We start from the raw sequence: 24,459 nt of genomic DNA on the forward strand, positions 1-24,459 counted from the left end.
TTGACTGATCTACCGCTTTCGCGAGCAAGCCCGCACCCACATTTTTTTGACCGCGTCAGGCGTTACAGCAACTCGAACGTCTGCTGCTGCACATCCTGGGAATCCAACCCGATCTGTACATTGAACTCACCCGGTTCCGCCGCGAACTTGAGCTGAGTGTTGTAGAACTTCAAGTCTTCCTCGGTGATGGTGAAGTGCAATGTGCGCTCTTCACCCGCCTTGAGCATGACCTTCTGGAAGTTCTTCAGCTCCTTGATCGGGCGGATCATCGAGCCAGCCACGTCCTGGATATACAACTGCACCACGGTTTCGCCGTCCACCTTGCCGGTGTTGGTCACGGTGACACTGGCGTCAAGCTTGCCGGTCTTGTTCAGTGTGGTGGACGACAGCGCCATGTCCGACAGGCCGAACGTGGTGTAGCTCAAGCCGTAGCCAAACGGGAACAGGGGGCCGGTGGTGTCATCGAAGTACTGCGAGGTGTAGTTGCCCGGCTTGCCCGGGGTGAACGGCCGGCCGATGGTCAGGTGGTTGTAGTAGGTCGGAATCTGCCCCACCGAGCGTGGGAAGGTGATCGGCAGCTTGCCCGACGGGTTGTAGTCACCAAACAGCACGTCGGCAATCGCGTTGCCGCCTTCGGTGCCGGCGAACCAGGTTTCCAGGATCGCGTCGGCTTGCTGGTTCTCTTCGAGAATCGACAGGGGACGACCGTTCATCAGCACCAGTACCAGCGGCTTGCCGGTGGCCTTCAGGGCCTTGATCAGGTCGCGCTGGCTTTGCGGGATGTTCAGGTCGGTGCGGCTGGAGGATTCGTGGGACATGCCACGGGATTCGCCCACGGCAGCGACTACGACATCGGCATCCTTGGCGGCTTTGACGGCCTCGTCGATCATCACTTGGGCTGGGCGGGTGTCATCCACCACTTCCGGGGCATCGAAGTTGAGGAAGTTCAGGTAGTCGACCACGGCCTTGTCGTTGGTGATGTTGGCGCCACGGGCATAGATGATCTTGCCTTTTTCGCCGATCACGGCGTTCAAGCCGTCGAGCAGGGTTACCGATTGTTCCGGTTTACCGGCGGCGGCCCAACTGCCCATCATGTCGATCGGTGCTTTAGCCAGCGGGCCGACCAGGGCGATGGTCGCGGATTTTTTCAGCGGCAGGGTGTTGTTCTGGTTTTTCAGCAAGACCAGGCTGCGACGTGCAATATCACGGGCTTCGGCGCGATGCAGGCGGCTTTCGGCGTAGGTGTCGGCCGGGTCATCCTCGGCCTTGCCGATGCGCAGGTACGGGTCCTTGAACAGGCCCATGTCGTACTTGGCGCCGAGCACTTCGCGCACGGCGTTGTCGATGTCGCTCTGCTCGATCTCGCCGGACTTGAGCAGCCCCGGCAGCTCCTTGCCGTAGAGCGAGTCGTTCATGCTCATGTCGATGCCGGCCTTGATTGCCAGCTTGGCGGCTTCACGCCCGTCCTTGGCCACGCCGTGCTTGATCAGCTCGAAGATCGCGCCATGGTCGCTGACGGCCAGGCCCTTGAAGCCCCAGTCCTTGCGCAGCAGGTCGTTCATCAGCCAGGTGTTGGCGGTGGCGGGCACGCCGTTGATCGAGTTCAACGCCACCATCACGCCGCCGGAACCGGCCTTGATGGCCGCGTGGTAAGGCGGCAGGTAGTCCTGGTACATCTTGACCGGGCTCATGTCGACCACGTTGTAGTCGCGGCCGCCTTCCACCGCGCCATACAGGGCGAAGTGCTTGACGCTGGCCATGATGCTGTCGGCATTCGCGGCGCTGACACCCTGGAACGCCTTGACCATCACTTCGGCAATGCGCGAGACCAGGTAGGTGTCTTCACCGAAGCCTTCGGAGGTGCGGCCCCAGCGCGGGTCGCGGGAGATGTCGACCATTGGCGCAAAGGTGATGTCGAGGCTGTCGGCGGCGGCTTCCTGGGCGGCGATGCGCCCGGAACGGCCGATGGCGTCCATGTCCCAGCTGGACGCCAGGGCCAGGCTGATCGGGAAAATCGTGCGGTGGCCGTGGATCACGTCGTAGGCGAAGAACATCGGGATCTTCAGGCGGCTGCGCATGGCCGCGTCCTGCATCGGACGGTTTTCCGGGCGGGTGATGGAGTTGAACGTGCCACCGATGCGGCCGGCGGCGATTTCCTTGCGGATCAGCTCGCGGGGCATCTCGGGGCCGATGCTGATCAGGCGCAATTGGCCGATCTTTTCATCCAGGGTCATCTGCTTGAGCAGGTCGCTGACAAAGGCGTCCTTGTCTTTAAGCGCAGCAGGCTTTGTTTCTGCCCATACGGGGTGACTGGCCAGAGTGGCAACAAGGCCGAGCAAACACAGCTTTTTCATGAATATCCTTTTTCGGCTCACTGCACAGCGAAAATGCGCTGATCTGCCAAAATGTGGGGAACATATGTTGTTGTTCGAGTGTTATTGCAGAAAATGCACCACACTTCTGAACTCTTATTTGTGCTGGGCATCTTTTTAGCTGATTGATCTGATGCAATCCAGTCGCGGCAGCGGATTATGCCTTACCGTTGCCACATTCCACCAAGGTTCGCCAGGAGAAACACCATGCAAGCAGCACAAGGCTACCGCTGGGGCGTGAAAGCCGCAGTTTTGTTACTGATTAGTACCGTATTGAGCGGTTGCGGCATCAACAACATTCCCACACTGGATGAACAGGCCAAAGCCGCCTGGGGCCAGGTGCAAAACCAGTACCAACGCCGCGCCGACCTGATCCCCAACCTGGTGGAGGTGGTCAAGGGCTACGCCGCCCATGAGCAAGACACCCTCACCGCGGTGATTGAAGCGCGGGCCAAGGCCACCTCGATCCAGGTGGATGCAAGCACCCTCGACAACCCGGAAAAACTCAAGCAGTTCCAGCAGGCCCAGGACGGCTTGAGCGGCGCACTCAGCCGTTTGATGGTGGTGTCCGAACGCTACCCGGACCTGAAGGCCAACCAGAACTTCCTGGCCCTGCAATCGCAGCTTGAAGGCACCGAAAACCGTATTGCCGTGGCCCGTCGCGACTTTATCCAGGCGGTGCAGGCCTACAACACCGAGATCCGCACGTTCCCTGGCCGCCTGTGGCACAGCGTGATGTACAGCGACTTGCCGATCCGCGCCACGTTTGAAGCCACCAGTGCCGATGCCGATAAAGCGCCGCAAGTGAAGTTCAAATAAGGCTGCACTGAGGTGTCGATGCGTTTATTACGGATAGGCCTGGCGCTGTGGCTGTTGGCCTGCGTCGGTGCGGCCCAGGCGGCGCTGACCTTCCCGGCGCTGACCGGGCGGGTGGTGGACAACGCCCAAATGATCGACCCGGCCACGCGCCAGCAACTGACCCAGCAGTTGCAGGCACTGGAGCAGACGTCCGGCGACCAGATCGTGGTGGTCACCGTGCCCGACCTGCAAGGCGTGCCCATTGAAGACTTCGGTTACCAATTGGGCCGCGAGTGGGGCATCGGCCAGAAGGGCAAGGACAACGGCGCGCTGTTGATCGTCGCCCGCGATGAGCGCAAATTGCGCATCGAAGTCGGCTATGGGCTGGAAGGTGTACTCACGGATGCGCAGTCGTGGGTGATCATTAACCAAGTGATTGCGCCGGCGTTCAAGGCCGGCAACTACAGCAAAGGCATCAGCGACGGCGTGGCCGCGATGGTGCAGGTGGTGGGCGGCGAGCCACTGGCCGTGCCGGCCCATGTGGCGGATGCCAACTTTGCCAAGGATAATCCCGGGTTTTCCATCGGCTTGTTTATCCTGCTGATCGGTGTGTTGTGGCTATGCAATCGCATGGGCCTGCCGGTGGGCGCGATCTTGCTGGCGATTCTCAGCAGCAGTGGCCGTGGCGGTGGCGGTGGGGGAGGCGGCGGTGGTTTCCGGGGCGGCGGTGGCGGCTTCGGCGGCGGCGGGGCTTCAGGCGGCTGGTGATGATAATAACGAGAGAGCAAGCACAACCATGGCATTACTGACTGAACACGAGCAGCGCCAAGTCGCGGAAGCGATCGCCCGCGTCGAGAAAACCACCGACGCTGAGCTGGTGACCGTACTGGCCGCCCGCGCCGATGACTACGCCTACATCCCGCTGTTGTGGGCCAGCCTGATCGCGTTGGTGGTACCCGGCGTGGTGCATTACCTGTCGGGCTACCTGACCATGTACACCTTGTTGCTGGCGCAATGGGCGACGTTCATCGTGTTGTGCCTGGTGTTCCGCCTGCCCAAGGTCACCACGCGGCTAATCCCCCGTTCGGTGCGCCACTGGCGCGCGTCCAACCTGGCGCGGCGGCAGTTCCTGGAGCAGAACCTGCACCACACCCTGGGCAGCACTGGCGTGCTGATTTTTGTCAGCGAGGCGGAGCGGTACGTGGAGATCCTGGTGGATGACGGCATTTCCAAACGGCTGGATGACGGCAGTTGGGATGTGATCGTCAAGGCGTTTACCCAGCAGGTGAAACAGGGGCAGACGTTGGCGGGGTTTATCAGTTGCATTGAAGCCTGTGGCGAGTTGCTGAAGGTGCATGTGCCGGTGACGCAGACCCGCAATGAGCTGCCCAATCGCCTCGTGGTACTCGAATAAGGTCAATTGTGTGGTGAGCGGGCTTATTGTGGTGAGCGGGCTTGCCCCGCGCTGGGTGGCGCAGCCACCCCAATAAAACCACCCCATTCATTCTAGACAAAATGCGGTGCCTGGATTCAGGGCTGCTTCGCAGCCCAGCGCGGGGCAAGCCCGCTCACCACAACAAGCCCGCTCACCCTATGTTTTGTGTTTGCCGGGGGGTGAGTGCCGACCGTTGATCAAATAACCCCGTGCCCTAATCCCCCATCCCCCCTAAAATGCCCGGCATTCCCTGCCCGAGGCGTTTTTGTTCATGTCTGTCACTGTTCAACCGGATCATCACGCCCAGTTCATCGAACTGCTCAGCGCAAGCCTCGCGCAGAACGCCTTTATCAAGCTGGTGCTGGCCAAGTACGTCGGTGAGGAGGCCGAGTTGCAGCGGCTGATCATCAAGCCGGTAACGGTCAAGGAGCGGGCTTGCCTGTCGTTCGTCTACCGCTACAAGACCCGCGACATCACCAAGAATTTCCCGCTGGCAGACGGTGTGGCGGCGATTGCCGAGTTGCTGCCGACCTCTTTCAAGAACGCGCACCTGCTGTCGCTGACTGACGAAGCCCAGCTGGAATACAGCAAGAAGAACAAAAGCTCGCTGTTCAAAAGCAAGCCACAGCAACTGCGTGAAGCGCCCTCGGCTGAACATAACCGTGAGAAAAATCGCTTCCTCGACCTGAGCCGGCCGTTCCTCGCCGACCTGGGTGTGACCGACGCCAAGCAGGCGCTGATCCCGTCGATGTCGCGCAAGTGGAAGCAGATCAACAAGTTCATCGAAGTGTTCAGCCACGCGCTCACCTCGTCACCCTTGAAACTGGACCAGCCGGTGCGTGTTGCCGACTTCGGCTCGGGCAAGGGCTACCTGACCTTTGCCATCCACGATTACCTGCGCAACACCCTCAAGGCCGAAGGCGAAGTGACCGGCGTCGAGCTGCGCGAAGACATGGTGACCTTGTGCAACACCGCCGCCGCGCGCCTGGAGCATCCGGGGCTGGTGTTCAAATGCGGCGACGTGCGCAGTGTGGCGCCCAGCGAACTGGACGTGATGATCGCCCTGCATGCCTGCGACATTGCCACCGACTACGCGATCCACACAGGCATCCGTTCCGGTGCGTCGATCATCATGTGCTCGCCGTGCTGCCACAAGCAGATCCGCCTGCAGATCCAGAGCCCGGTGCTGCTGAAGCCGATGCTGCAATACGGCCTGCACCTGGGCCAGCAGGCGGAAATGGTCACCGACAGCTTGCGTGCGCTGTTCCTCGAAGCCTGTGGCTACGAGACCAAGGTGTTCGAATTCATCTCGCTGGAGCACACCAACAAGAACAAGATGATTCTTGCCGTGAAGCGCACCGAGCCGGTGGACAATGCGCAGTTGCTGGAGAAAATCCAGGAACTCAAGGCGTTCTACCACATCACCGAACACTGCCTGGAAACCCTGCTGCGCGCGGATGGCTACCTGAATTGAAGTGAACACGGTCCTCTGTGGGAGCTGGCTTGCCTGCGATAGCGGTGTGTCAGTCACCACCGCCATCGCAGGCAAGCCAGCTCCCACATCAGACTGAGCCAGCCTTGATTATGGGGGCTGGCTGCACCGTCGTCTTGCGCCCCAGCATCACCGTCACGATCACCCCACACGCAAACAGCCAGGTGATCGGCTCGATGTGTTCACCAAAGAACAACGCCGAAAACGCGATGGTGAAGAAGATCTGCAACAGCTGGATCTGGCTGACCCGCGCGATCCCGCCCATGGCCAACCCGGCGTACCAGGCAAAGAAGCCCAGGAACTGCGAGAACAGCGACACATAGCCAAACGCCCACCACGCACGCATCGACACCGCGCCCTGATGCTGCGCCGCCAGGTACCACACCGGGCCGATCAGCACCGGCGTTGACAGCACCAACGCCCAGCAGATCACCTGCCAGCCGCCCATTTCCTTGGCCAGGCGACCCCCTTCGGCATAGCCCAGGCCGCCGACGGCAATCGCACCCAGCATTAGCAAGTCACCTGCCTGGATGCTGCCGGCCCCGGTGATCAGCGCATAGCTCAACACCAACGCACTGCCCAGCGCCGCGCAGGCCCAGAAGGCTTTTGACGGCCGCTCATGGGACAGCCACGCCGCATACAGCGCCACGCACAGCGGTTGCAGGCCGTTGACCAGCGCGCCATGGGACGCCGGCAATGTTTGCATGGCCCAGGCCGACAGCACCGGGAAGCCGAGAATCACCCCCGCGATCACCAGGCACAGCCCGCGCACCTGGCGCCAGGTCGGCCAGCGTTCGCGGCGCCACAGCAGCAGCGCCGCCGCCGGGATCGCCGCGAACAACGCGCGGCCCAGGCCGTTGAGCAACGGGTGGATTTCCTGCACCACGATACGGGTGAAGGGCAGGGTCAGGCTGAAGATGACGACGCCCAGCAGGCCGAGGGCCATACCGGTGTTTTCGCGCGAGCTCATGGGGAAGAACCGAAATCTAGAGGGCTTCAAGGGAAGCCCATCTAGCCACATCCCCCGCCGATTGCGGGCCTACAGCTGGGTGCGGATTTATCCGTACAGTTTTTTCAGAAGAAGCGCGTGATGCTGATCTTGGCGTTGCGGCCTTGGCTGTAGACACCTTCACCGCTGAGTGCAGGTTGGTAGAAGCGGTTGAACAGGTTGTCGACGGTGAAGTTGATCTCTGTGCCTTTGAGACCGGCCTGCTGGGGTTTCCAATTGGCGAACAGGCCTTGTGTGTCGTAGCTGGCGTTTTCCGTCTGGTCGTAGATAAAGTCGCCGATGCTGGAGTTCAAACCGCCCGCGTAAACATCGGTGGGCACGCGATCGGTCTTGCGTACGAACTGGCCCTGCCAGCCCACCTGCGCGTCCCAGCTCGGGATCTTGGTCCCCAGCACCACCACCCATTTGGCCGGTGGGATATCCCGCGCCCATACGTGCAGGTTGGTCGCCCAGGGGTTGGTGTAGGGGTTGTCGCGCTTGCCTGTGGCCCAGGAGTAAGTCAGGGAACCGAACAGGTAGGTCGAGTCGTAGTAGCTTTCCAGCTCGAAGCCCTTGATGGTCATGCCACCCACATTGCGATAGTTGGTCCTGGATGCCGCGTCACTGCATACCGAATCGATACTGCCCGGTACTGTCAGTTGCCGTTCGCAGCCAATGCCGGTGGCCTTCATGATTTCGTCTTCGATGCGGTTATGGAACAACGTGGTGCGCAGTTGCAGGTTGTCCTCGCGGGTGAAGAGCCCCGAAAAGTTGGTGACGTTGCCCGCGGTAATCGCCGTAATGCGCTCAGGGTCGAGGTTCAGGCTGGTGGCGCTACGGGTGCTGATAGCGCCCTGGACTTCGTACTGTTCATCGATCACCGGCGCACGCCACGTGCGGTTCCAACTGGCGAAGAACGCCACATCCGGGGTCACGTTCCAGAACGCCGCCAGGCGCGGCGACCAACCGGTGTAAGTGCGGTCGCTGTAGTCGTGGCCCACTTTCGGGTCAGGGCTGCTGTAGTACGGCGCATCATTGGCTTGACCGCGGTTGCGCACATGGTCGTAACGCAGGGACGGCGTAATGGTCACGTTGCCCAGGGTAATCGCGTCCTGAATATAGAATGCGTTGGTGTCGACCTTGCCGTGAGGCATGAAATACGGCTGGAAATGCCCATAGTTGTATTTGGGGGTGTTGTAGGTTGCGCCCGGCATCCAGCTTTCGGTTTCGCGCTTGTGCTTGCGGATCTGCACGCCCGTGGTCACCGCGTGTTCCAACGGGCCGGTGGTCAGCAGGCTGGTATTGCGCAGTTCGAGGATGCGGTCGGTGTAGGACGTGTCCATCTTGCGTCCGCCGGTGGCCAGGCTAATGACGGCATTCTCGGCGCGCTCATCGGTCTGGTCGGTATTGGACTCCGAGTAGCTCAGCTTCAGGTCGATCAGCGGGTTGTTCAGTGGGTGGTATTCGTACTTGCTCGACCAGGTGGTGTCCACCGTGTCGCGGTCGGCCAGGAAGCGTGATACGGCCGTGGCGTAGCCGTAGCGGTCGATAGCCGATTGTGTCGGGGGTGATGGATAGGACTTTGCCGAGAACGGCGTCATACGTTGGCTTTGGGCGCGTGAGTAAGACAGGCCCATGCTGTGTTCGTCGGTGAAGTACGCGTTGAACTTGAACAACTGGCCTTCGACATCCTGCGCGCTGTTGGGCAAGCGTTTGGGGTTGATCGGGTATTGGTTGCGCGGATCAGGCGGAGTGTCGGCCAGCTTGAGGTCATCGCCGTCGCGCTTGGTCAGGTAGGCTAGGCCGTCCATGCGGCCGTCGTCGGTTCGGCCATACACGGCGCCGGTGTAGACCTGCTCGTGGGTGTTGCTGGCGTAGCCGTATTTGACCATCGCCCCGGCATTTTGCCCGTCCTTGAGCAGGTCCGGTGCGTCCTTGGTGATCATGTTGACCGTGCCGCCAAAACCGCCGTTACCGGTATATGGCGAGTAAGGGCCTTTCTCCACCTCAATGCTTTTGATCAACTCGGGTTCAATGAAGATAGTGCCTTGTTGATAACGCTCGAAACCGCTTTTGGCCGCGCCATCCACGGTCATTGGCACATCCTCGGCATCGCCCATGCCGCGGATGTTCATGGTCTGGCCGCCCGGCTTGGGTGAACCGCCCATGGATACCCCGGGCAGGGTCTGCAACAGCGAAGGAATGTTATCGGGCTGGTAGCGGTCGATGTCCGCTTGGCTCAGGGTGGAGCGGCCCACGGTGATGGAGTCGACCTGGTTACCGGTGCCGATCACGCTCAGTGCATCCAGTTGAACAACGCCGCTGTTGGTGGTCTTGCCCTCATCGGGGCGCACGACGTAGGTGCTGCCGACCTTGATCAGGGTGAATTCGCCGTTTTTCAACAGGGTGCGAATCGCCACTTCCGGCGTGAAGTCGCCGTTGAGCGCGGGGGCTTGCACGTTCTTGAGCAGCTCTTCATCGAACAGCAACTGGATCTGTGCCTGTTGCGCCACCTGGCTGAGGGATGTGGCCAGTGACTGCGCTGGCAGTTGCAGCGTGAGCGAATCGGCCTGTGCACTGAGGCTGAATACCAGGCAACTAGCGATGAGCGTCGGTCGAAGAAACAGGTGAGAAGCGTGGCAAGGCGCGCGAAACATGAAATCCCCCGGTGTGGCCAAGTGGCCGAAAAGGTGTGCGTATCAAACGCAGACCGGGGGAAGACGCGGCTGCTCGAAAAAACCACACCTGCGAATGCAAAATATTCTCAAATAAGAATTTTGCAAGGTTATTTGCTCGGTTCGATGCGTATGATGCCATCGGCCGACGCCACGGTTTTCACCGGTAACAGGGCGGGCAGGGCGTTGAGCAGGGCGTCGGGATCATTCACATCCAGGTTGCCGGAGACCTTCAGGTGCGCCACGGCGTTACTGACCTGCAACGGTGCCTGTGGGCGGTACAGACTCAATTCATCGATCAGGCTGACCAGCTCGCGGTTGCGAAACGACAGGTGACCGCTGCGCCAGTCGGCCACCTCTTCGGCGGTGAGGGTCTGCTGCTGCAACGTGCCCTTGGCGTAGCTGAAGATCGCACGCTGCTGCGCGCCCAATAGGGTGACGGGGCTTTTGGCATCCGGCTCGAACGCGACCTGGCCATGGGCGACGCTGACCACCAGTTGCTGCTGGCTGCGCCGCACATCGAAGCCGGTGCCGACCACGCGCACATTGGCCTCGCCCGCTTGCACGAACAGCGGGCGTTCCTTGTCGGCGGCCACTTCGAGGTACAGCTGGCCTTTGTCCAGGTGCACGATGCGCTGGTACGCGGTGAACTCCACCCGCACGCGGGTGTTGGCATTCACATACAAGGTGCTGCCATCGGGCAGATTGAGGGTGCGCAGGCCTTTGGCGTGGGCTGCGACCTGGGTGTGATACAGCTCGCGGGGCGCGCCGATAGGCGTGGCCATGATTGCACACAGCAAGGCGGCCGCCACGGCAAGGGCAGGGCGCCATACGGAAGGCTTGCGCTTGGGCAGCGCCACGGGTTTGTTCAGTTGCTGCAACTGGGCGAGGTCTGCCCACAGTTGCTCGAATTCGGCATAGGCGCGGGCATGGGCCGGCTCGGCTTGCCAGGCGGCAAAGGCCTTGCGGTCGGCACGCCCCGCGTCATTATTGCGGTTGCGGGCAAACCAGCTGGCGGCTTGGGCATCAATGGCGTCACGGTCTTCGATGTCCAGGGCGTCGGTGTCGCTCAGGCGGTTCATTCTGGCTGCTCCGTGCCGGGTTCGTGTTGAAGGCGTCGCTTGCAGTGCAGCAGGGCAAACGCGATGTGCTTTTCCACCATGCTGGTCGAAATGCCCATGCGCTCGGCGATCTGCGCCTGGCTCAAGCCTTCGAAGCGGTGCAGCATAAGGGCTTCTCGCCTGCGGGGCGAGAGTTCTGCGAGGACTTCTTTCAACTGTTCCAGGCGTTGCAAGCGTTGCACGGCGGCCATGGGATCGTTTTGCTCGTCGGTGACAGGCTCGGCGTCCATTTCGGCCTGATCAGAGTGGACGGTATGCCGTACCTTCTGTTTGCGCCAGTGATCACGCAGCAGGTTGCGCGCCATCTGGAACAGAAACGCCCGTGGCTGCTCGACTTTGGCCCGGTCGCGGTAGTCCAGCCACTGAGTGAAGACATCCTGGGTCATGTCCGCGGCGTCGCTGGCGTTGTCTGTGCGCTTGCGCAGGAAATACAGAATGTCTGTATAGAACCCGCGAAAGGCATCGGCCGACAGCGGGTCGGGCTTGGGACGAGACATGGATATCCTTCTTGACGAAGCACGACTTGGAGAAAGTCGCGAATGGTATCGAGAACCATTGTCATTTGTCTCGTTTATTTTGTCGGAGCCGGATATCCGGCTCCTGCCGCCTTTTTCAGACGGTTGTCAGCATTTTTCTCAAGTGTTCAATCCCGGTTTCACCTAATGGGAACACCGGCAGACGCGGGTCACCCGCTTCCAAGCCGGTCAACCGCAGCCCGGCCTTGATCGTGGCTGGCAATCCACCCTTGAGGATGAAGTCCAGTAACGGCAACTGGCGGTAAAACAGCTCCCGCGCCTGGGTGAGGTCATTCGCCAACACCGCCTCATACAACGCCAGGTTGAGCTGTGGGATCAGGTTCGGCGCCGCCGTGCACCAACCCTTGGCACCCGCCGCAAAGGCTTCCAGCGCCAGCGGATTGCAACCGTTGTAGAACGGCACGTCGCTGTGGCGATGCAACTGGTGCATGCGCTGGATATCCCCGGTGCTCTCCTTGACCATCGTCACGTTGGCCACCTGCTTGATGATGCGCAGGATCAGGTCCACCGACATGTCCGTGCCGCTGGTGGCCGGGTTGTTGTAGAGCATGATCGGCACGCCGATGCTGTCGCCGATCGCGGCGTAGTGGGCGATGATTTCTGCTTCGCTGAGTTTCCAGTAGGAGGTCGGCAGCACCATCACTACATCGGCGCCATTGGCCTCGGCGTAGCGGGCGCGGCGTACGGCTTTGGCGGTGGTGAGGTCGGACACGCTGACGATGGTCGGTACTCGACGGGTGATTTTGGCCAGGCTGTAGGCGCTGACTTCGTCCCACTCGGCGTCGCTCAAGTACGCACCTTCACCGGTGCTGCCCAGTGGCGCGATGGCGTGTACGCCGCCGTCAATCAGGCGGTCAATGGAGCGGCCGAGGGCGTCGAGGTCAACGCGTTGGCCGTCGGCGCTGAACGGGGTGATGGTGTAGCCGATGATGCCGTGAATGGTTGGGCTGGACATGGGAAGTCTCCGGTCAGAAAAGGGCTAGTCAGTTCAGGCAATCGGCGTGTTGACGCAGGTTCTGCCGGGCGTAGTAGTTGAACGCGGCACCGTGACGCTTGGGCCGGGAGATCCAGTCATGGGCCTCGCGACCCAGCTCGGGCAGGATCGGCTTGATGGTGCCGGCCGCCATCGCCAGCAACTGCAATTTGGCCGCGCGCTCGATCAACTGCGCGATCACGCAGGCTTCCTCGATGCTCGCCCCGGTGGACAACTGACCGTGGTGCGAGAGCAGGATCGCGCGTTTGTCACCCAGTGCCGTGGTGATGATTTCCCCTTCTTCATTGCCCACCGGAACACCCGGCCAGGCCTCCAGGAAGGCGCAGTCTTCGTACAGCGGGCAGAGGTCCATATGGGACACCTGCAGCGGCACTTCCAGCATCGAGAGCGCGGCGATGTGGGTGGGGTGGGTGTGGATGATGCAGTTCACATCCGGCCGCCCACGGTATACCCAACTGTGAAAACGGTTGGCCGGGTTGGGAATGCCGTGGCCTTCCAGTACTTCAAGGTCCTCGTTCACCAGCAACAGGTTGCTGGCGGTGATCTCATCAAAACCCAGGCCCAATTGCTGAGTGTAATAGGTGCCCTGTTCCGGCCCGCGCGCGGTGATCTGCCCGGCCAGGCCGGAGTCGTGGCCGTTCTCGAACAGGATGCGACATGTAAGCGCCAGCTTTTGCCGGACGGTCCACGTATTATCCGCCAGGGTGTTTTGCATCTGGACCAGTGCTTGCTTGACCAGTTGGTCTTTTGGGAGTGCTAATGTCTTGGCCATATCGGGTGCCCTCGGTGGCTGCAAATGACACTAACGATGCTATATGACACTTTGTGTCATTGGCAAGCACAGCTCATCGCTTACTGCATGGATTAATCGCAGCGCATGTCTATTCGTTTGAAATTATTGAGAAAAAAACTTGGTGTGACGTTGGATGTCCTGGCCGAAAAGTCTGGGATGACCAAGAGTTACCTGTCCAAGGTCGAGCGCGGGCTCAACACGCCGTCGATTGCCGCCGCGTTGAAGCTGGCCAAGGCGTTGAACGTGAAGGTCGAAGAGCTGTTCAGCGAAGACAGCGTCAGCCTCGACAGCTACAGCCTGGTGCGCAGCCATGAGCGGCCGGACACGTCACCGGGTTATGCGGTGCTGGCCCATCAGGTCAGCGAACGCAGCCTGCTGCCGTTCATCATCTACCCGCCGGCGGAGTTCACCGACAAGACCTTCAAGGAGCATGTGGGGGAAGAGTTTCTGTTTGTGCACGAAGGCCAGGTGGAAGTGGACTTCATGAACGAACGGGTGATCCTGGAGCGCGGCGATGCGCTGCACTTCAATGCGCAGAAGCCCCATCGGTTGCGCTCGGTGGGGCCGGTGCAGGCACAATTGCTGGTTGTGGTGCACAGCTCGGAAGAATGACCACGATACAGGATTGAAATAGGGGCCAGTGTGGGAGCGAGCAAGCCCGCTCCCACATTTTGATCAGCGTTCGACAGGCACTGACAGCGCTAGGTTGCCCAATGGATGCGTGCGCGCCGCAAAGAACTTCAGTTCCACGCCAGTCCCCTCAAACAACTCCGAATACCGCCGCTTCTGCTGACGGATAAACCCATCACTGCGCCCCGACACCGAGATCGCCAGCGTGGTCAGCCTGGCATGGCGAATCGCATCCACCAGGTGTTTGTCCTGCGGTCCCAGGTCATGGCCAAAGATGCACAGTGCACCTTCGTGGCTGAGCATCTGCTCATAGCAGAACGACAGGTAATCCGAACTGCGGATCGTCTTGAGCTTCTCCTCAACCTTGCCCTCGCTGACAAACAGCGGCACATCGTCCAGGGTCTTGATCGTGTTGTTGATCGCAAAGCTGCTGAGCAAGGTGCTGTCGGTGGTCGGCAGTTTGCGCGCGGTACCATCCAGGTTGCGCACCAGGTGCAGGCCGCCGTGCAGGTAGAGGATGCGCGTAGCATCGGTGCGGGTGTCACGCAGGTCGAAGCTGGCGTCGGCGCTGCGGAACAGGTCGTCGATGCCCGGCGTGTGCAGGATGGCCCAATAGTTGAGCAGGTCGTAGTTGCTGGTGAATACCGTTGAGTAATGCTTCAGCTCAGCGTTGATCGTTGCCAGCGTCGACGGCTGCACCAGGCGCCATGGGATATGCACCGCATGGATGGTATTGATCAAGGCTTCCTTGATCGCGTAATAGCGATTGCGCGGCGCCGCCGAGCTGACGGCCAGAGCCTTGTTGACCCGGCTGGTGGTCTTCAACGCGCCCAGGGCTTGCTCGAAACTGCGGGTTTGCAGGGCGTCGAATACGCTGAGCTCGGACTGGCTGAGGGGTTTTTCTTCGACGGTGCGAGCGTTTTCGAACAGCGAGTCGTAGGCAAAGTCTTCCCAAATGGCACGGCTCGCGCCATTGCCGATCAGAATCCCGCTGAAGTCCGTACTGCTGCGCAGGGCGCTCCAGTCTTCAAGGTGGGCGTCAATATCCTGGAAATCCTTCATTGCGGCGGGTCTACTCGAAATCGGCTGGACGGAGACTTTATCACGGGTCGGCGTTGATCCTGATCAAGATGCGCTGGGTAGCGCAGGTTGATGCTGTAGGCATAAAGCCTCTGAGGATTGACCATGAGCAGCACCTTCTTTATCCCCGCCGTGAACATCATGGGCACCGACTGCCTCGACGAAGCCATGACCGCCATTCGCAACTATGGTTTTCGCAAGGCGCTGATCGTCACCGACGCCGGCCTGGCCAAGGCCGGCGTGGCGAGCATGATCGCTGAGAAACTGGCGATGCAGGACATCGACTCGGTGATCTACGACGGCGCCAAGCCCAACCCGAATGTGGAAAACGTTGAGAAAGGCCTGGCGCTGTTGCAGGAAAGCGCTTGTGATTTCGTGGTGTCCCTGGGCGGCGGTTCACCCCATGACTGCGCCAAAGGCATCGCCCTGTGTGCCACCAACGGTGGACATATCGGCGACTACGAAGGCGTTGACCAGTCCGGCAAACCGCAACTGCCCCTGGTGGCCATCAACACCACCGCCGGCACCGCCAGCGAGATGACACGTTTCTGCATCATCACCGACGAAACCCGCCATGTGAAAATGGCCATCGTCGACCGCAACGTCACGCCGCTGCTGTCGGTCAACGACCCGGCGCTGATGGTCGGCATGCCCAAGGGTCTTACCGCCGCCACCGGCATGGACGCGTTGACCCACGCCATCGAAGCCTACGTGTCCACCGCCGCCAACCCGATCACCGACGCCTGCGCCATCAAAGCCATCGAACTGATCAGCGCCAATCTGCGCCTGGCGGTGCGCGACGGCAGCGACAAGGCCGCCCGGGAAAACATGGCCTATGCGCAATTCCTCGCCGGCATGGCCTTCAACAATGCGTCCCTGGGTTTTGTGCACGCCATGGCGCACCAACTGGGAGGTTTATACGATCTGCCCCACGGCGTATGCAACGCGGTGTTGCTGCCCCATGTGCAAAGCTTCAACGCCAGCGTCAGCGCCAAACGCCTGAGCGACGTGGGCCGTGCGTTGGGTGCCGATGTCAAGGGCATCACCGATGAAGAGGGCGCCCAAGCCGCCATCGCCGCCATTCGCAGCCTGGCCCATGATGTCGAGATCCCGGCAGGATTGCGCGAGCTGGGCGCCAAGTTGCAGGACATTCCTTTACTGGCGACCAACGCGCTGAAAGATGCCTGCGGCCTGACCAACCCTCGGCGGGCGGATCAGCGTCAGATTGAGGAGATCTTTCGCAGCGCGTTTTGATAGGGGCAGCCTTTAGCCGCAAGCGTTAAGCTACAAGCTGAATGCGTTCAACTTGAGCTTGAAGCTTGCGGCTTGCCGCTGAGGTCCCCCTATGAGAGTTCTGTTATTCGGCGCCACAGGCATGGTCGGCCAAGGCGTGCTGCGTGAGTGCCTGTTGGCCGCCGACGTGCAGGAAGTCGTCGCTGTCGGCCGCACGCCCCTGACCCAGGAACACGGCAAGCTGCACCAGGTGTTGCACAGCGACATGCTGGATTTCCAGCCCCTGGAAAACCTGCTGCAAGGCTTTGATGCGTGTTTCTTCTGCCTCGGCGTTTCGTCGGCGGGGATGAATGAAGTCAAGTACACCCACCTCACCTATGACCTCACTCTGGTCGCCGCCAGCACGTTGGCGCGGCTCAATCCACACATGACGTTTATCTATGTGTCCGGCGCCGGTACCGACAGCTCCGAAGCGGGCAAGTCGATGTGGGCGCGGGTCAAGGGTAAGACCGAGAACGCCTTGCTGCGCCTGCCCTTCAAAGCGGTGTACCTGTTCCGTCCGGGAGTGATCCAGCCGTTGCATGGCGTGCGTTCGAAGACGCCGTTGTATCAGTCCTTCTATTCGGTGCTTGGGCCGTTGCTGTCGTTTGTGCGACGGCTGAAACCGGGTTGGGTGGTGAGTACCGAAACGGTGGGCCGGGCGATGTTGCAGGCGGCGCGCCAAGGCGCGCCGCAGCCGGTGGTGGAGCAGGCCGCGATCAATCGGCTGGCCAGCGAGCGTCGCTGATGTTGCACAAGAGCCTGGTGCGGCGGCTGGACCTGATCACATTGCAGTTGTTCGTCGCGGTGTTTGAGGAAGGCACGCTGACCCGCGCCGCCAACCGCGAAGCTATCGCCGTATCGGCCGCCAGCAAGCGGCTGATGGAGCTGGAGCAGGTGCTGGGCGTCAGTCTGTTCGTACGGCGGGCCAAGGGTATGGACCTGACTGCCGCTGGCGAAACCCTGTTGCACCATGCGCGGCAGATGCTGTTCAACGTCGAGAAGATGGGCCTGGAGCTGGGCGAGCACAGCCATGGCGTGCGCGGTTATGTGCGGATGCTGGCCAATCTGTCGGCAATCATTCAGTTCCTTCCGGAAGACCTGCGGGATTTTTCCGAGCGGCATCCCGAAGTGAAAACCGACCTGGAAGAACGTCCCAGCAATGGGGTGGTGCAAGGCGTGCTGGATGGCGTGGCGGACCTGGGGATCTGCTCCAGTGACACCGACACCAAAGGCCTGCCCAGCGTGACGTATCGCCACGACAAACTGGTGGTGCTGATGCCGGCGGATCATCCATTGGCAGCGCGCAAAACCCTGGCCTTCAACGAAACCCTGGATAGCGACTACGTCGGGCTGCACGCCGCCAGCTCCATCAACATGCGCACTCACGCCGCTGCGCGCGAGGCGGGCAAGATGCTGCGCCTGCGCATTCATGTGCCGGGGTTCGATGCGATGTGCCGGATGGTCCAGGCGAACATGGGCATCGGAATCCTGCCGCAGAAAGCATATGAACTGTTTGGTCGTGCATTGGGTTTGCATGCCGTGCCGCTGACGGACGACTGGTCGGATCGCAGCCTGATCCTGGTGGTGCGTGATGAGGCGCAGCTGTCCCCCGTCAGCCGGCTGCTCTTCGACTACCTCCACAACCCCTTGTAGGAGCCCGGCTTGCCGGCGATGGCCATTTCAATGCATCCGCCGGTTTCGAGGACGCCATCGCCGGCAAGCCGGCTCCCACAGGGGCGTTCGCGTTTAGAGAACGCTTGTTGCCAACTGACGGTTGGATTTCCCGTGCACCGGCCCTCTAGTCTTGGCGTCACATTCCAAGAATAAGAGGTACACCCCATGACGGCTCCCCTGAGCGGTATCAAGGTGATTGAGATCGGCACCCTGATTGCCGCGCCGTTCGCCGCCCGGCTGATGGCCGAGTTTGGCGCCGAGGTGATCAAGATCGAAGCCATGGGCCAGGGCGATCCGCTTCGCAAATGGCGAAAGCTGCACGAAGGCACGTCGCTGTGGTGGTACCTGCAATCGCGCAACAAGAAGTCCCTGGCGCTGGACCTCAAGTCGCCGGAAGGCTTGGACCTGATCAAGCAACTGCTCGGCGACGCCGATGTGCTGATCGAAAACCTGCGCCCCGGTGGCCTGGAAAAACTCGGGCTGGGCTGGGACGTGCTGCACGCCCTCAACCCCAAGCTGACCCTGGTGCGCATTTCCGGCTATGGCCAGACTGGCCCTTACCGCGACCGTCCGGGGTTCGGAGCCATCGGCGAGGCCATGGGCGGTATCCGTTACACCACCGGCAATCCGGATTCACCGCCGGCACGGGTTGGTGTAAGCCTGGGCGATTCCCTGGCCTCGTTGCACGGCGTGATCGGCGCGCTGATGTCGCTGTTGCGGGTCAAGACGGGGCAGGGTGATGGACAGATTGTCGATGTGTCACTGGCCGAAAGTGTGTTCAACCTGATGGAAAGCCTGGTGCCGGAATACGACATGCTGGGCCATGTGCGCGAACGCAGCGGCGGCGCCTTGCCGGGCATTGCGCCGTCCAACACCTACCTCACAGCCGACGGAGCCTATGTGGTAATCGCCGGCAACAGCGACCCGATCTACAAACGCCTGATGACCACCATCGGCCGTGCCGACCTGGCTGACGCGCCTGAGTTCGCCCACAACGATGGCCGCGCGGCCAAGAGTGGATTGCTCGACGCCGCGATCACCCACTGGACCAGCAGCCTGCCCATCGACCAAGTACTCAGCGCGCTTGAAGCCGCAGAGGTACCGGCGGGGCGCATCTACTCCGTCGCGGATATCGTCAGTGACCCGCACTACCAGGCGCGTGACATGTTGCTCACTGCGCAGCTGCCCGGCGGTGTGTCGGTGAAGATGCCGGGCATCGTGCCCAAGCTCTCGGAAACCCCCGGCAGCGTGAATTGGCAGGGCCCGACGTTGGGCCAGCACACCGACGCTATCCTCGGCGATCTGGGCATGACGGTTGCCGATATCCAACGCCTGAAAGCCTCGGGAGTGGTGCAATGATTTCTGATTATTCCGACGCGCTGATCGTGCAGGAAGTGTCGCCGCGCGACGGTCTGCAGATCGAGCCGACCTGGGTCGAGACGGCCGACAAGATCGCTCTGATCGACCAGCTTTCCCAGGCCGGCTTTTCGCGGATCGAAGCCGGTTCGTTCGTCTCGCCCAAGGCCATTCCGGCGTTGCGTGATGGTGAACAAGTGTTTCAGGGCATCGAGCGCAAACCGGGTGTGATCTACGTGGCGCTGATCCCCAACCTCAAGGGCGCGCAGCGTGCCATCGCGTCTCGCGCCGATGAACTGAACCTGGTGATGTCCGCCAGCCAGACCCACAACCTGGCCAATATGCGCATGCGCTGCGAGGCGTCGTTGGCGGCGTTTGATGACATCGTCAGTTTTGCCCGCGACTACCCGGTGAGGCTCAACGGCAGCATTGCCACCACCTTCGGTTGCCCGTTCGAGGGCAGGATCGATGAAGACCGCGTTCTGCAGATTGTCGAGGATTATCAAGCACTTGGAATCCAAGGCATCAGCTTGGCGGACACCACCGGCATGGCCAATCCGCGTCAAGTGACACGCCTGGTCAAACGCGTGCTGGAGCGTGTGCCCGCCAGCAATCTGACCCTGCATTTCCACAACACGCGCGGCCTGGGCTTGTGCAACGTGCTGGCCGCCTATGAGGCCGGCGCCCGTCGTTTTGACGCGGCGCTGGGTGGCTTGGGGGGCTGCCCGTTTGCGCCGGGGGCGTCGGGCAATATCTGCACCGAAGACCTGGTGAACCTGTGTGATGAAGTCGGGATTCACACCGGCATCGACCTGCCGCATCTGCTGAATATGTCCCGCCGTCTTCCCGCTTTGCTTGGACACGAGTTGCCCGGCCAGGTAGCCAAGGCCGGACGCAATTGCGACCTGCATCCACCCCCGGCGTATATCGCAACGCTGTAACGCCGCACCAGACAACAAAAACAATCGGGCGCCTGTGAGCAGCCCGCTGGAGAGAAACCATGAGCACTAATACGTTGGAGGCCGGCGCGCGCCCGGCCGCTGAAATCGATGCCGAAAAAGCCCTGGTCAGCAAGGTCGCCTGGCGCCTGATGCCGCTGATCATGGTGTGCTATCTGTTCGCGTTTTTTGACCGTATCAACATCAGCTTCGCCAAGTTCCAGTTGCAGGCTGACCTGAGCCTGAGCGACACCGCCTACGGCTTGGGGGCCGGGCTGTTTGTGGTGGGTTATGTGATCTTCGAAGTGCCGAGCAACATGATGCTGTACAAGGTCGGCGCGCGACGCTGGATTGCGCGGATCATGATGTCGTGGGGGCTGGCGACGGCGGCCATGGTGTTTGTCACGGCCGAGTGGCAGTTCTACGGCCTGCGCTTCATCATCGGCGCGATGGAGGCGGGTTTTGCGCCAGGCGTGCTGTATTACCTGACCTTATGGTTCCCGCAGCATTTCCGTGGGCGCATCACTTCGATGCTGTTCCTGGCCTCGGCCTTTGCGGGCCTGGTGGGCGCACCGTTCTCCGGCCTGGTGTTGGAACACCTCGACGGTGTCTTGCAGATGCGCGGCTGGCACTGGTTGTTCCTGCTCGGCGGCTTGCCGTGCATCGGCCTGGGTTTCCTGGTGCTGACCTTGCTCAAGGATCGCATCGAAGACGCCCACTGGCTGACGGCGGCGGAGAAGACCCTGCTGTCGAGCCGCATCGCCAAGCATGAGCCGAACCAGCACGGTGGTTCTCTGTTGTCGGCGATCCGTATTCCAGGGTTCCTGATGCTCGGTTTCATCTACTTTCTGATCCAGGTGGCGTCCTACGGCCTCAACTTCTGGGCGCCGCAGTTGATCCGCAGCGCGGGCACCCAGAGCCCGGTGATGATCGGCCTGCTCACGGCGATTCCTTATGTGTGTGGCGCCATCAGCATGGTGGTGATCGGGCGGCTGTCGGATGCCACGGGTGAGCGTCGCAAGTTCGTCTGTGGCCTGGTGGTACTGGGTGCGGTGGGCTTCTTCAGTGCCGGCATTTTTGCCGATCACACTACCTTCCTGATCATTGCCCTGGGCATGTTGGGCGCGGGCATCATCGCTTCGATCCCGACCTTCTGGACGCTGCCACCCAAGCTACTGGCTGGTGCTGGAGCCGGCGCGGCGGGCGGGATTGCGGTGATCAATACCCTCGGCCAGTTTGGTGGCATTGTCAGCCCGGTGATGGTGGGGCGGATCAAGGACCTCACCGGCAGCACCACGCCGGCGCTTTACGTGATCGGCGTGTGTGCGTTGCTGGCGGCGGCGTTGCTGCTGTGGGGGTTGCCGCAAAAACTGCGCACCCTCGACAAGGGCTGATCAGCCAGCGGTGGCCAAGACGCGTGCGGGTGTAGCGCTGAACTGAATCAACCCGACGCCGCCGATCAACAACAACGCCCCCAGCACGCGGGGCGTTGTCAGTTGGCGCTCCACCAGGCCGAACAGGCCGAAGTGATCCAGCACCAGCGACGCCAGAATCTGCCCAGCCATGGCCAGCGCGATAAACCCCGAGGCGCCGAGCTTGGGCAACAGCATCAACGCCAGGGAAATAAAGCACACGCCAAACGCACCACCGGCCCACATCCATAGCGGCGCCTTGCTGATAAACGCCAGGCTCGGTAGCGGCAGGCGCAGCGCCAGAATCACCGGCAGCAACACGATGATGCTTACCAGCAACGACGCCAACGTGGCCCACAACGGGTGGCCAAGGCCGCGTCCGAGGTTGGCGTTGATCGCACTTTGAAACGGCACCACTGCACCGGCGATGACCGCCAGCGCCAATAAACCCACCCAATGCAACGTTGTCATGGCGAATCTCCCAGAGGTTTTGCTGGACTCTAGGCTATTCGTCACGCAAATTTAAATTCCAAGTTCTTATGCTGAGCATGCAGCTGATGAATGATCTGCGCCGCATCGACCTCAACCTGCTGGTGATCCTCGACGCCTTGCTCAGCGAGCAACACGTCACCCGTGCGGCTGAGCGTCTACACCTGAGCCAACCGGCGGTCAGTCATGCGCTGGCGCGTCTGCGTGACCTGCTCGGTGATCCGCTGCTGATGCGCCAAGGTGGCAGCCTGGTGCCGACCGCCCGCGCGCTGGAGTTGGCCACGCCACTGGCTGAAGCCCTGGCCCAGGTGCAGGCCTTGCTGGCGCCGAATCGCTTTGACCCGGCGTCGGCCAAGCGCAGGTTTCGGGTGGCGATGTCTGACTACAGCGCGGCGATGTTCCTACCCGACCTTGTGCGTGCGCTGCGCCGCGAAGCGCCGGGTATCGACCTGCAAATCATCCAGGCCAGCCGTGAAGGTATGGTGGACGGGGTGCTCAATGGCGACCTCGACCTGGCGGCGGGGGTGTTCCCCGACATGCCCGCCGAACTGCGGACTACACCCTTGTTCGAAGAGCACTACACCTGTCTGGTGGACCGCGAAAGCCTGCCGGCAGGCGGCACACTGGATCTGCCCACCTACCTGTCACGCCCCCATGTATTGCTGGAAATGCGCGGCAGTGGCACGCCGGAAATCGAGCGGGCTCTGACGGCGATTCGGGAGCGTCGGCATGTGGCGATCAGCCTGCCGCACTGGGGCGTGGCGCCGCAGTTGATCCGGGGCACGGACTTGATCCTGACCGTGTCTTCCCGAGGCGTGCTGGATGTTGATCAAGAGCAGTTGCTGGCGGTGCCGCCGCCCTTTCATATTCCGTCGTTTGCGTTCGAACTGGCGTGGCATGTACGGCGGGGCGGGGATTCGGGGTTGCAATGGTTGATTGGGCGAGTGCAGGGTGTATTGTCCGAAAGCCACTGCTGACAGGAAAACCCCAACATGCTCTCAGGCTTCAACCACCTGACCCTGGCCGTCACCGACTTGCCGCGCAGCATCCGTTTCTACCATGAGCTGCTGCAACTTCACCTTGATGCCACTTGGAACGCCGGCGCCTATCTCTCACTGCCAGGGCTCTGGTTGTGTTTGTCGCTCGATGCGCTGCGCGATTCGAAGCCGGCGGCCGATTACACCCATTACGCGTTTACAGTGGCAGCGGCTGATTTCACCGCGTTGGTAGAACGCCTGCGAGCAGCGCTGGTAGAGGAGTGGCGCGACAACCGCAGTGAAGGTGCCTCGTTCTATTTTCTCGACCCCGATGGCCACAAGCTCGAAGCCCATGTCGGCGACCTGGCCTCGCGGCTGCAAGCCTGTCGGGCCAAGCCCTATGCCGGAATGCAGTTTTACCCGTAGTGTGGGAACGTGCAGAATCCCTCCACCGCTTAACCCTCAGTTGAGTCGCGCCCATGACCCCATCCTTGCTGCTGGCCGTCCTCGCTTCAGGTTTCATCTACGGTATTACCCCGGGGCCGGGGGTGCTGGCCGTATTTGGCATCGGCGCCGCCCGTGGTCGTCGTGCCGGGGCCGGTTTCCTTTGTGGGCATCTGGTGTAGTGCTCCACGGCGCTGATCGCGATTGTTGGCGCGCGGGAGGTGGGCGGTGTTTATTGGCTTCGCCATCAACGCCCTGGCGCACGCTTTGCCGGGCCTGTTTGGCAGCAAACCCACTTGATTTGATGATGACCGTTCGTCGCACTGGCGAGTTTTTTCTAAACCTTTGCCGCCCTGAAAATTCGAATTGAGGGCGGGGTGTGTTCCCCCGCCTTTATTTTCAGCCTGGAGGAACCCATCATGAGCCGCATGGCTATCCGGTTACGCACCGCCAGTTTCGCGATGCTGCTGGGCCTCGGCGCCAGCAATGCTTTCGCCCAGTCGCCTGCTGAATTCATCGAGCAGGCTTCGGCCAAGGGTATGGCCGATATCGAAACCAGTCGCATGGCCCACGCCAAGACCTCTTCCCAAGAGATCAAGGACTACACCATCGAGGTGATCAACGAGCGCACCCTGGCCAACCAGCACCTGGCGGCCATCGCCAAGAAGCTTGATCTGCCGGTAGCGCCGCGGGAAAAAATTGTCGACAAAGCCGAAACCCTGATGCCCGAACTCAAGGACGGCGACTCGTTTGATGCGGCCTACACCGCACAGCAGGTGAAGGAAAACGAAGACGCCATCGCGCTGTTCAAACAGGAAGGCGCGGCGTCGGACGTGCCGGAAATAAAAGCGCTGGTCGATGAGACGCTGCCCAAGCTGGAAGAGCGTTTGCAGAAGGCTCGCGCCTTGGCGTCGACCTACGGCAAAGGTCATCAAGGCGACGGTTAAGTGCGTCACTTGAAATAAAACAACGGCGGTTGG

General features: G+C 61.3%; 23 protein-coding genes and 1 pseudogene. 15 read left to right on the forward strand and 9 right to left on the reverse strand.

Annotation, left to right across the window (positions count from 1 at the left end):
- Nucleotides 1-62: 62 nt before the first annotated feature.
- Nucleotides 63-2,354, reverse strand: a complete 2,292-nt coding sequence (gene bglX, locus U367_RS0126620; protein ID WP_028619294.1) for a beta-glucosidase BglX — start codon at nucleotides 2,352-2,354, stop codon at nucleotides 63-65.
- Nucleotides 2,355-2,579: 225 nt separating this feature from the next.
- On the opposite strand from bglX, the gene U367_RS0126625 reads away from it, so the two are divergent.
- The 4 genes from U367_RS0126625 to U367_RS0126640 all read left to right on the forward strand — a co-directional run bounded on the left by U367_RS0126625 (nucleotide 2,580) and on the right by U367_RS0126640 (nucleotide 6,079).
- Complete coding sequence (locus U367_RS0126625; RefSeq protein ID WP_028619295.1) at nucleotides 2,580-3,191, forward strand: LemA family protein; 612 nt, start codon at nucleotides 2,580-2,582, stop codon at nucleotides 3,189-3,191.
- A gap of 18 nt (nucleotides 3,192-3,209) precedes the next feature.
- Nucleotides 3,210-3,938 (forward strand): TPM domain-containing protein, encoded by a 729-nt coding sequence (locus U367_RS1000000132555; RefSeq protein WP_028619296.1) that lies wholly within the window; start codon nucleotides 3,210-3,212, stop codon nucleotides 3,936-3,938.
- 28 nt (nucleotides 3,939-3,966) lie between these two features.
- Nucleotides 3,967-4,584, forward strand: coding sequence for a TPM domain-containing protein (locus U367_RS0126635; protein WP_028619297.1), 618 nt, complete (start codon nucleotides 3,967-3,969; stop codon nucleotides 4,582-4,584).
- Nucleotides 4,585-4,876: 292 nt separating this feature from the next.
- Nucleotides 4,877-6,079, forward strand: a complete 1,203-nt coding sequence (locus U367_RS0126640) for a class I SAM-dependent methyltransferase (protein WP_028619298.1) — start codon at nucleotides 4,877-4,879, stop codon at nucleotides 6,077-6,079.
- Between the two features lie 88 nt (nucleotides 6,080-6,167).
- Here the strand turns inward: U367_RS0126640 and U367_RS0126645 are convergent, their stop codons facing one another.
- The 6 genes from U367_RS0126645 to U367_RS0126670 form a co-directional block, all read right to left on the reverse strand.
- Nucleotides 6,168-7,067 carry a DMT family transporter gene (locus U367_RS0126645; RefSeq protein ID WP_028619299.1) on the reverse strand — a complete coding sequence of 300 codons (900 nt, stop codon included), beginning with the start codon at nucleotides 7,065-7,067 and terminating at the stop codon, nucleotides 6,168-6,170.
- Between the two features lie 104 nt (nucleotides 7,068-7,171).
- Nucleotides 7,172-9,742 carry a TonB-dependent receptor gene (locus U367_RS0126650; protein WP_028619300.1) on the reverse strand — a complete coding sequence of 857 codons (2,571 nt, stop codon included), beginning with the start codon at nucleotides 9,740-9,742 and terminating at the stop codon, nucleotides 7,172-7,174.
- A 128-nt stretch (nucleotides 9,743-9,870) separates the two neighbouring features.
- Nucleotides 9,871-10,842 carry a FecR family protein gene (locus tag U367_RS0126655; protein ID WP_028619301.1) on the reverse strand — a complete coding sequence of 324 codons (972 nt, stop codon included), beginning with the start codon at nucleotides 10,840-10,842 and terminating at the stop codon, nucleotides 9,871-9,873.
- Nucleotides 10,839-11,378, reverse strand: a complete 540-nt coding sequence (locus U367_RS0126660) for an RNA polymerase sigma factor (RefSeq protein WP_016975119.1) — start codon at nucleotides 11,376-11,378, stop codon at nucleotides 10,839-10,841. Before U367_RS0126660 ends, U367_RS0126655 begins: the two co-directional genes overlap by 4 nt.
- Before the next feature lie 115 nt (nucleotides 11,379-11,493).
- Nucleotides 11,494-12,372: a dihydrodipicolinate synthase family protein gene (locus U367_RS0126665; RefSeq protein ID WP_028619302.1), complete on the reverse strand. Its 879-nt coding sequence runs from the start codon at nucleotides 12,370-12,372 to the stop codon at nucleotides 11,494-11,496.
- A gap of 28 nt (nucleotides 12,373-12,400) precedes the next feature.
- The gene (locus tag U367_RS0126670; RefSeq protein ID WP_028619303.1) at nucleotides 12,401-13,183 is read right to left on the reverse strand and encodes an aldolase; all 783 of its coding nucleotides are present in this window, start codon (nucleotides 13,181-13,183) and stop codon (nucleotides 12,401-12,403) included.
- A gap of 105 nt (nucleotides 13,184-13,288) precedes the next feature.
- Between U367_RS0126670 and U367_RS0126675 the strand changes: the two genes are divergently transcribed.
- On the forward strand, nucleotides 13,289-13,816 hold the full coding sequence (locus U367_RS0126675; protein WP_028619304.1) for a helix-turn-helix domain-containing protein: 528 nt from the start codon (nucleotides 13,289-13,291) through the stop codon (nucleotides 13,814-13,816).
- Between the two features lie 63 nt (nucleotides 13,817-13,879).
- On the opposite strand, the gene U367_RS0126680 is transcribed toward U367_RS0126675, so the two are convergent.
- Nucleotides 13,880-14,896: a DUF4917 family protein gene (locus U367_RS0126680; protein WP_028619305.1), complete on the reverse strand. Its 1,017-nt coding sequence runs from the start codon at nucleotides 14,894-14,896 to the stop codon at nucleotides 13,880-13,882.
- A 123-nt stretch (nucleotides 14,897-15,019) separates the two neighbouring features.
- Between U367_RS0126680 and yiaY the strand changes: the two genes are divergently transcribed.
- The 6 genes from yiaY to U367_RS0126710 all read left to right on the forward strand — a co-directional run bounded on the left by yiaY (nucleotide 15,020) and on the right by U367_RS0126710 (nucleotide 21,551).
- Nucleotides 15,020-16,168 (forward strand): L-threonine dehydrogenase, encoded by a 1,149-nt coding sequence (gene yiaY / locus U367_RS0126685; RefSeq protein ID WP_028619306.1) that lies wholly within the window; start codon nucleotides 15,020-15,022, stop codon nucleotides 16,166-16,168.
- A 91-nt stretch (nucleotides 16,169-16,259) separates the two neighbouring features.
- Nucleotides 16,260-16,934, forward strand: a complete 675-nt coding sequence (locus tag U367_RS0126690; protein ID WP_028619307.1) for an NAD(P)H-binding protein — start codon at nucleotides 16,260-16,262, stop codon at nucleotides 16,932-16,934.
- The gene (locus tag U367_RS0126695) at nucleotides 16,934-17,842 is read left to right on the forward strand and encodes a LysR family transcriptional regulator (protein ID WP_028619308.1); all 909 of its coding nucleotides are present in this window, start codon (nucleotides 16,934-16,936) and stop codon (nucleotides 17,840-17,842) included. Before U367_RS0126690 ends, U367_RS0126695 begins: the two co-directional genes overlap by 1 nt.
- Before the next feature lie 186 nt (nucleotides 17,843-18,028).
- A complete protein-coding gene (locus tag U367_RS0126700) occupies nucleotides 18,029-19,222 on the forward strand; it encodes a CaiB/BaiF CoA transferase family protein (RefSeq protein WP_028619309.1) in 1,194 nt (397 codons plus the stop codon).
- Complete coding sequence (locus U367_RS0126705; RefSeq protein ID WP_028619310.1) at nucleotides 19,219-20,160, forward strand: hydroxymethylglutaryl-CoA lyase; 942 nt, start codon at nucleotides 19,219-19,221, stop codon at nucleotides 20,158-20,160. Before U367_RS0126700 ends, U367_RS0126705 begins: the two co-directional genes overlap by 4 nt.
- 59 nt (nucleotides 20,161-20,219) lie before the next feature.
- On the forward strand, nucleotides 20,220-21,551 hold the full coding sequence (locus U367_RS0126710; protein WP_028619311.1) for an MFS transporter: 1,332 nt from the start codon (nucleotides 20,220-20,222) through the stop codon (nucleotides 21,549-21,551).
- Here U367_RS0126710 and U367_RS0126715 read toward each other — a convergent pair whose 3' ends face one another.
- Nucleotides 21,552-22,040: a DMT family transporter gene (locus U367_RS0126715; RefSeq protein ID WP_028619312.1), complete on the reverse strand. Its 489-nt coding sequence runs from the start codon at nucleotides 22,038-22,040 to the stop codon at nucleotides 21,552-21,554. It abuts the gene before it with no gap.
- Between the two features lie 77 nt (nucleotides 22,041-22,117).
- On the opposite strand from U367_RS0126715, the gene U367_RS0126720 reads away from it, so the two are divergent.
- The 4 genes and pseudogenes from U367_RS0126720 (at nucleotide 22,118) to U367_RS0126735 (ending at nucleotide 24,426) form a co-directional block, all read left to right on the forward strand.
- Complete coding sequence (locus tag U367_RS0126720; protein WP_394365201.1) at nucleotides 22,118-23,035, forward strand: LysR family transcriptional regulator; 918 nt, start codon at nucleotides 22,118-22,120, stop codon at nucleotides 23,033-23,035.
- A 15-nt stretch (nucleotides 23,036-23,050) separates the two neighbouring features.
- A complete protein-coding gene (fos, locus tag U367_RS0126725; protein ID WP_028619314.1) occupies nucleotides 23,051-23,461 on the forward strand; it encodes a fosfomycin resistance glutathione transferase in 411 nt (136 codons plus the stop codon).
- Nucleotides 23,462-23,514: 53 nt separating this feature from the next.
- A pseudogene (locus U367_RS01000000130330) lies at nucleotides 23,515-23,658 on the forward strand (LysE family translocator); the annotation flags it as partial.
- A gap of 240 nt (nucleotides 23,659-23,898) precedes the next feature.
- A complete protein-coding gene (locus U367_RS0126735; protein ID WP_016975135.1) occupies nucleotides 23,899-24,426 on the forward strand; it encodes a DUF4142 domain-containing protein in 528 nt (175 codons plus the stop codon).
- Nucleotides 24,427-24,459 lie beyond the last annotated feature (33 nt).

The organism is Pseudomonas canadensis (assembly GCF_000503215.1).
In the GTDB taxonomy this organism is placed as follows: Bacteria; Pseudomonadota; Gammaproteobacteria; order Pseudomonadales; family Pseudomonadaceae; genus Aquipseudomonas; species Aquipseudomonas canadensis.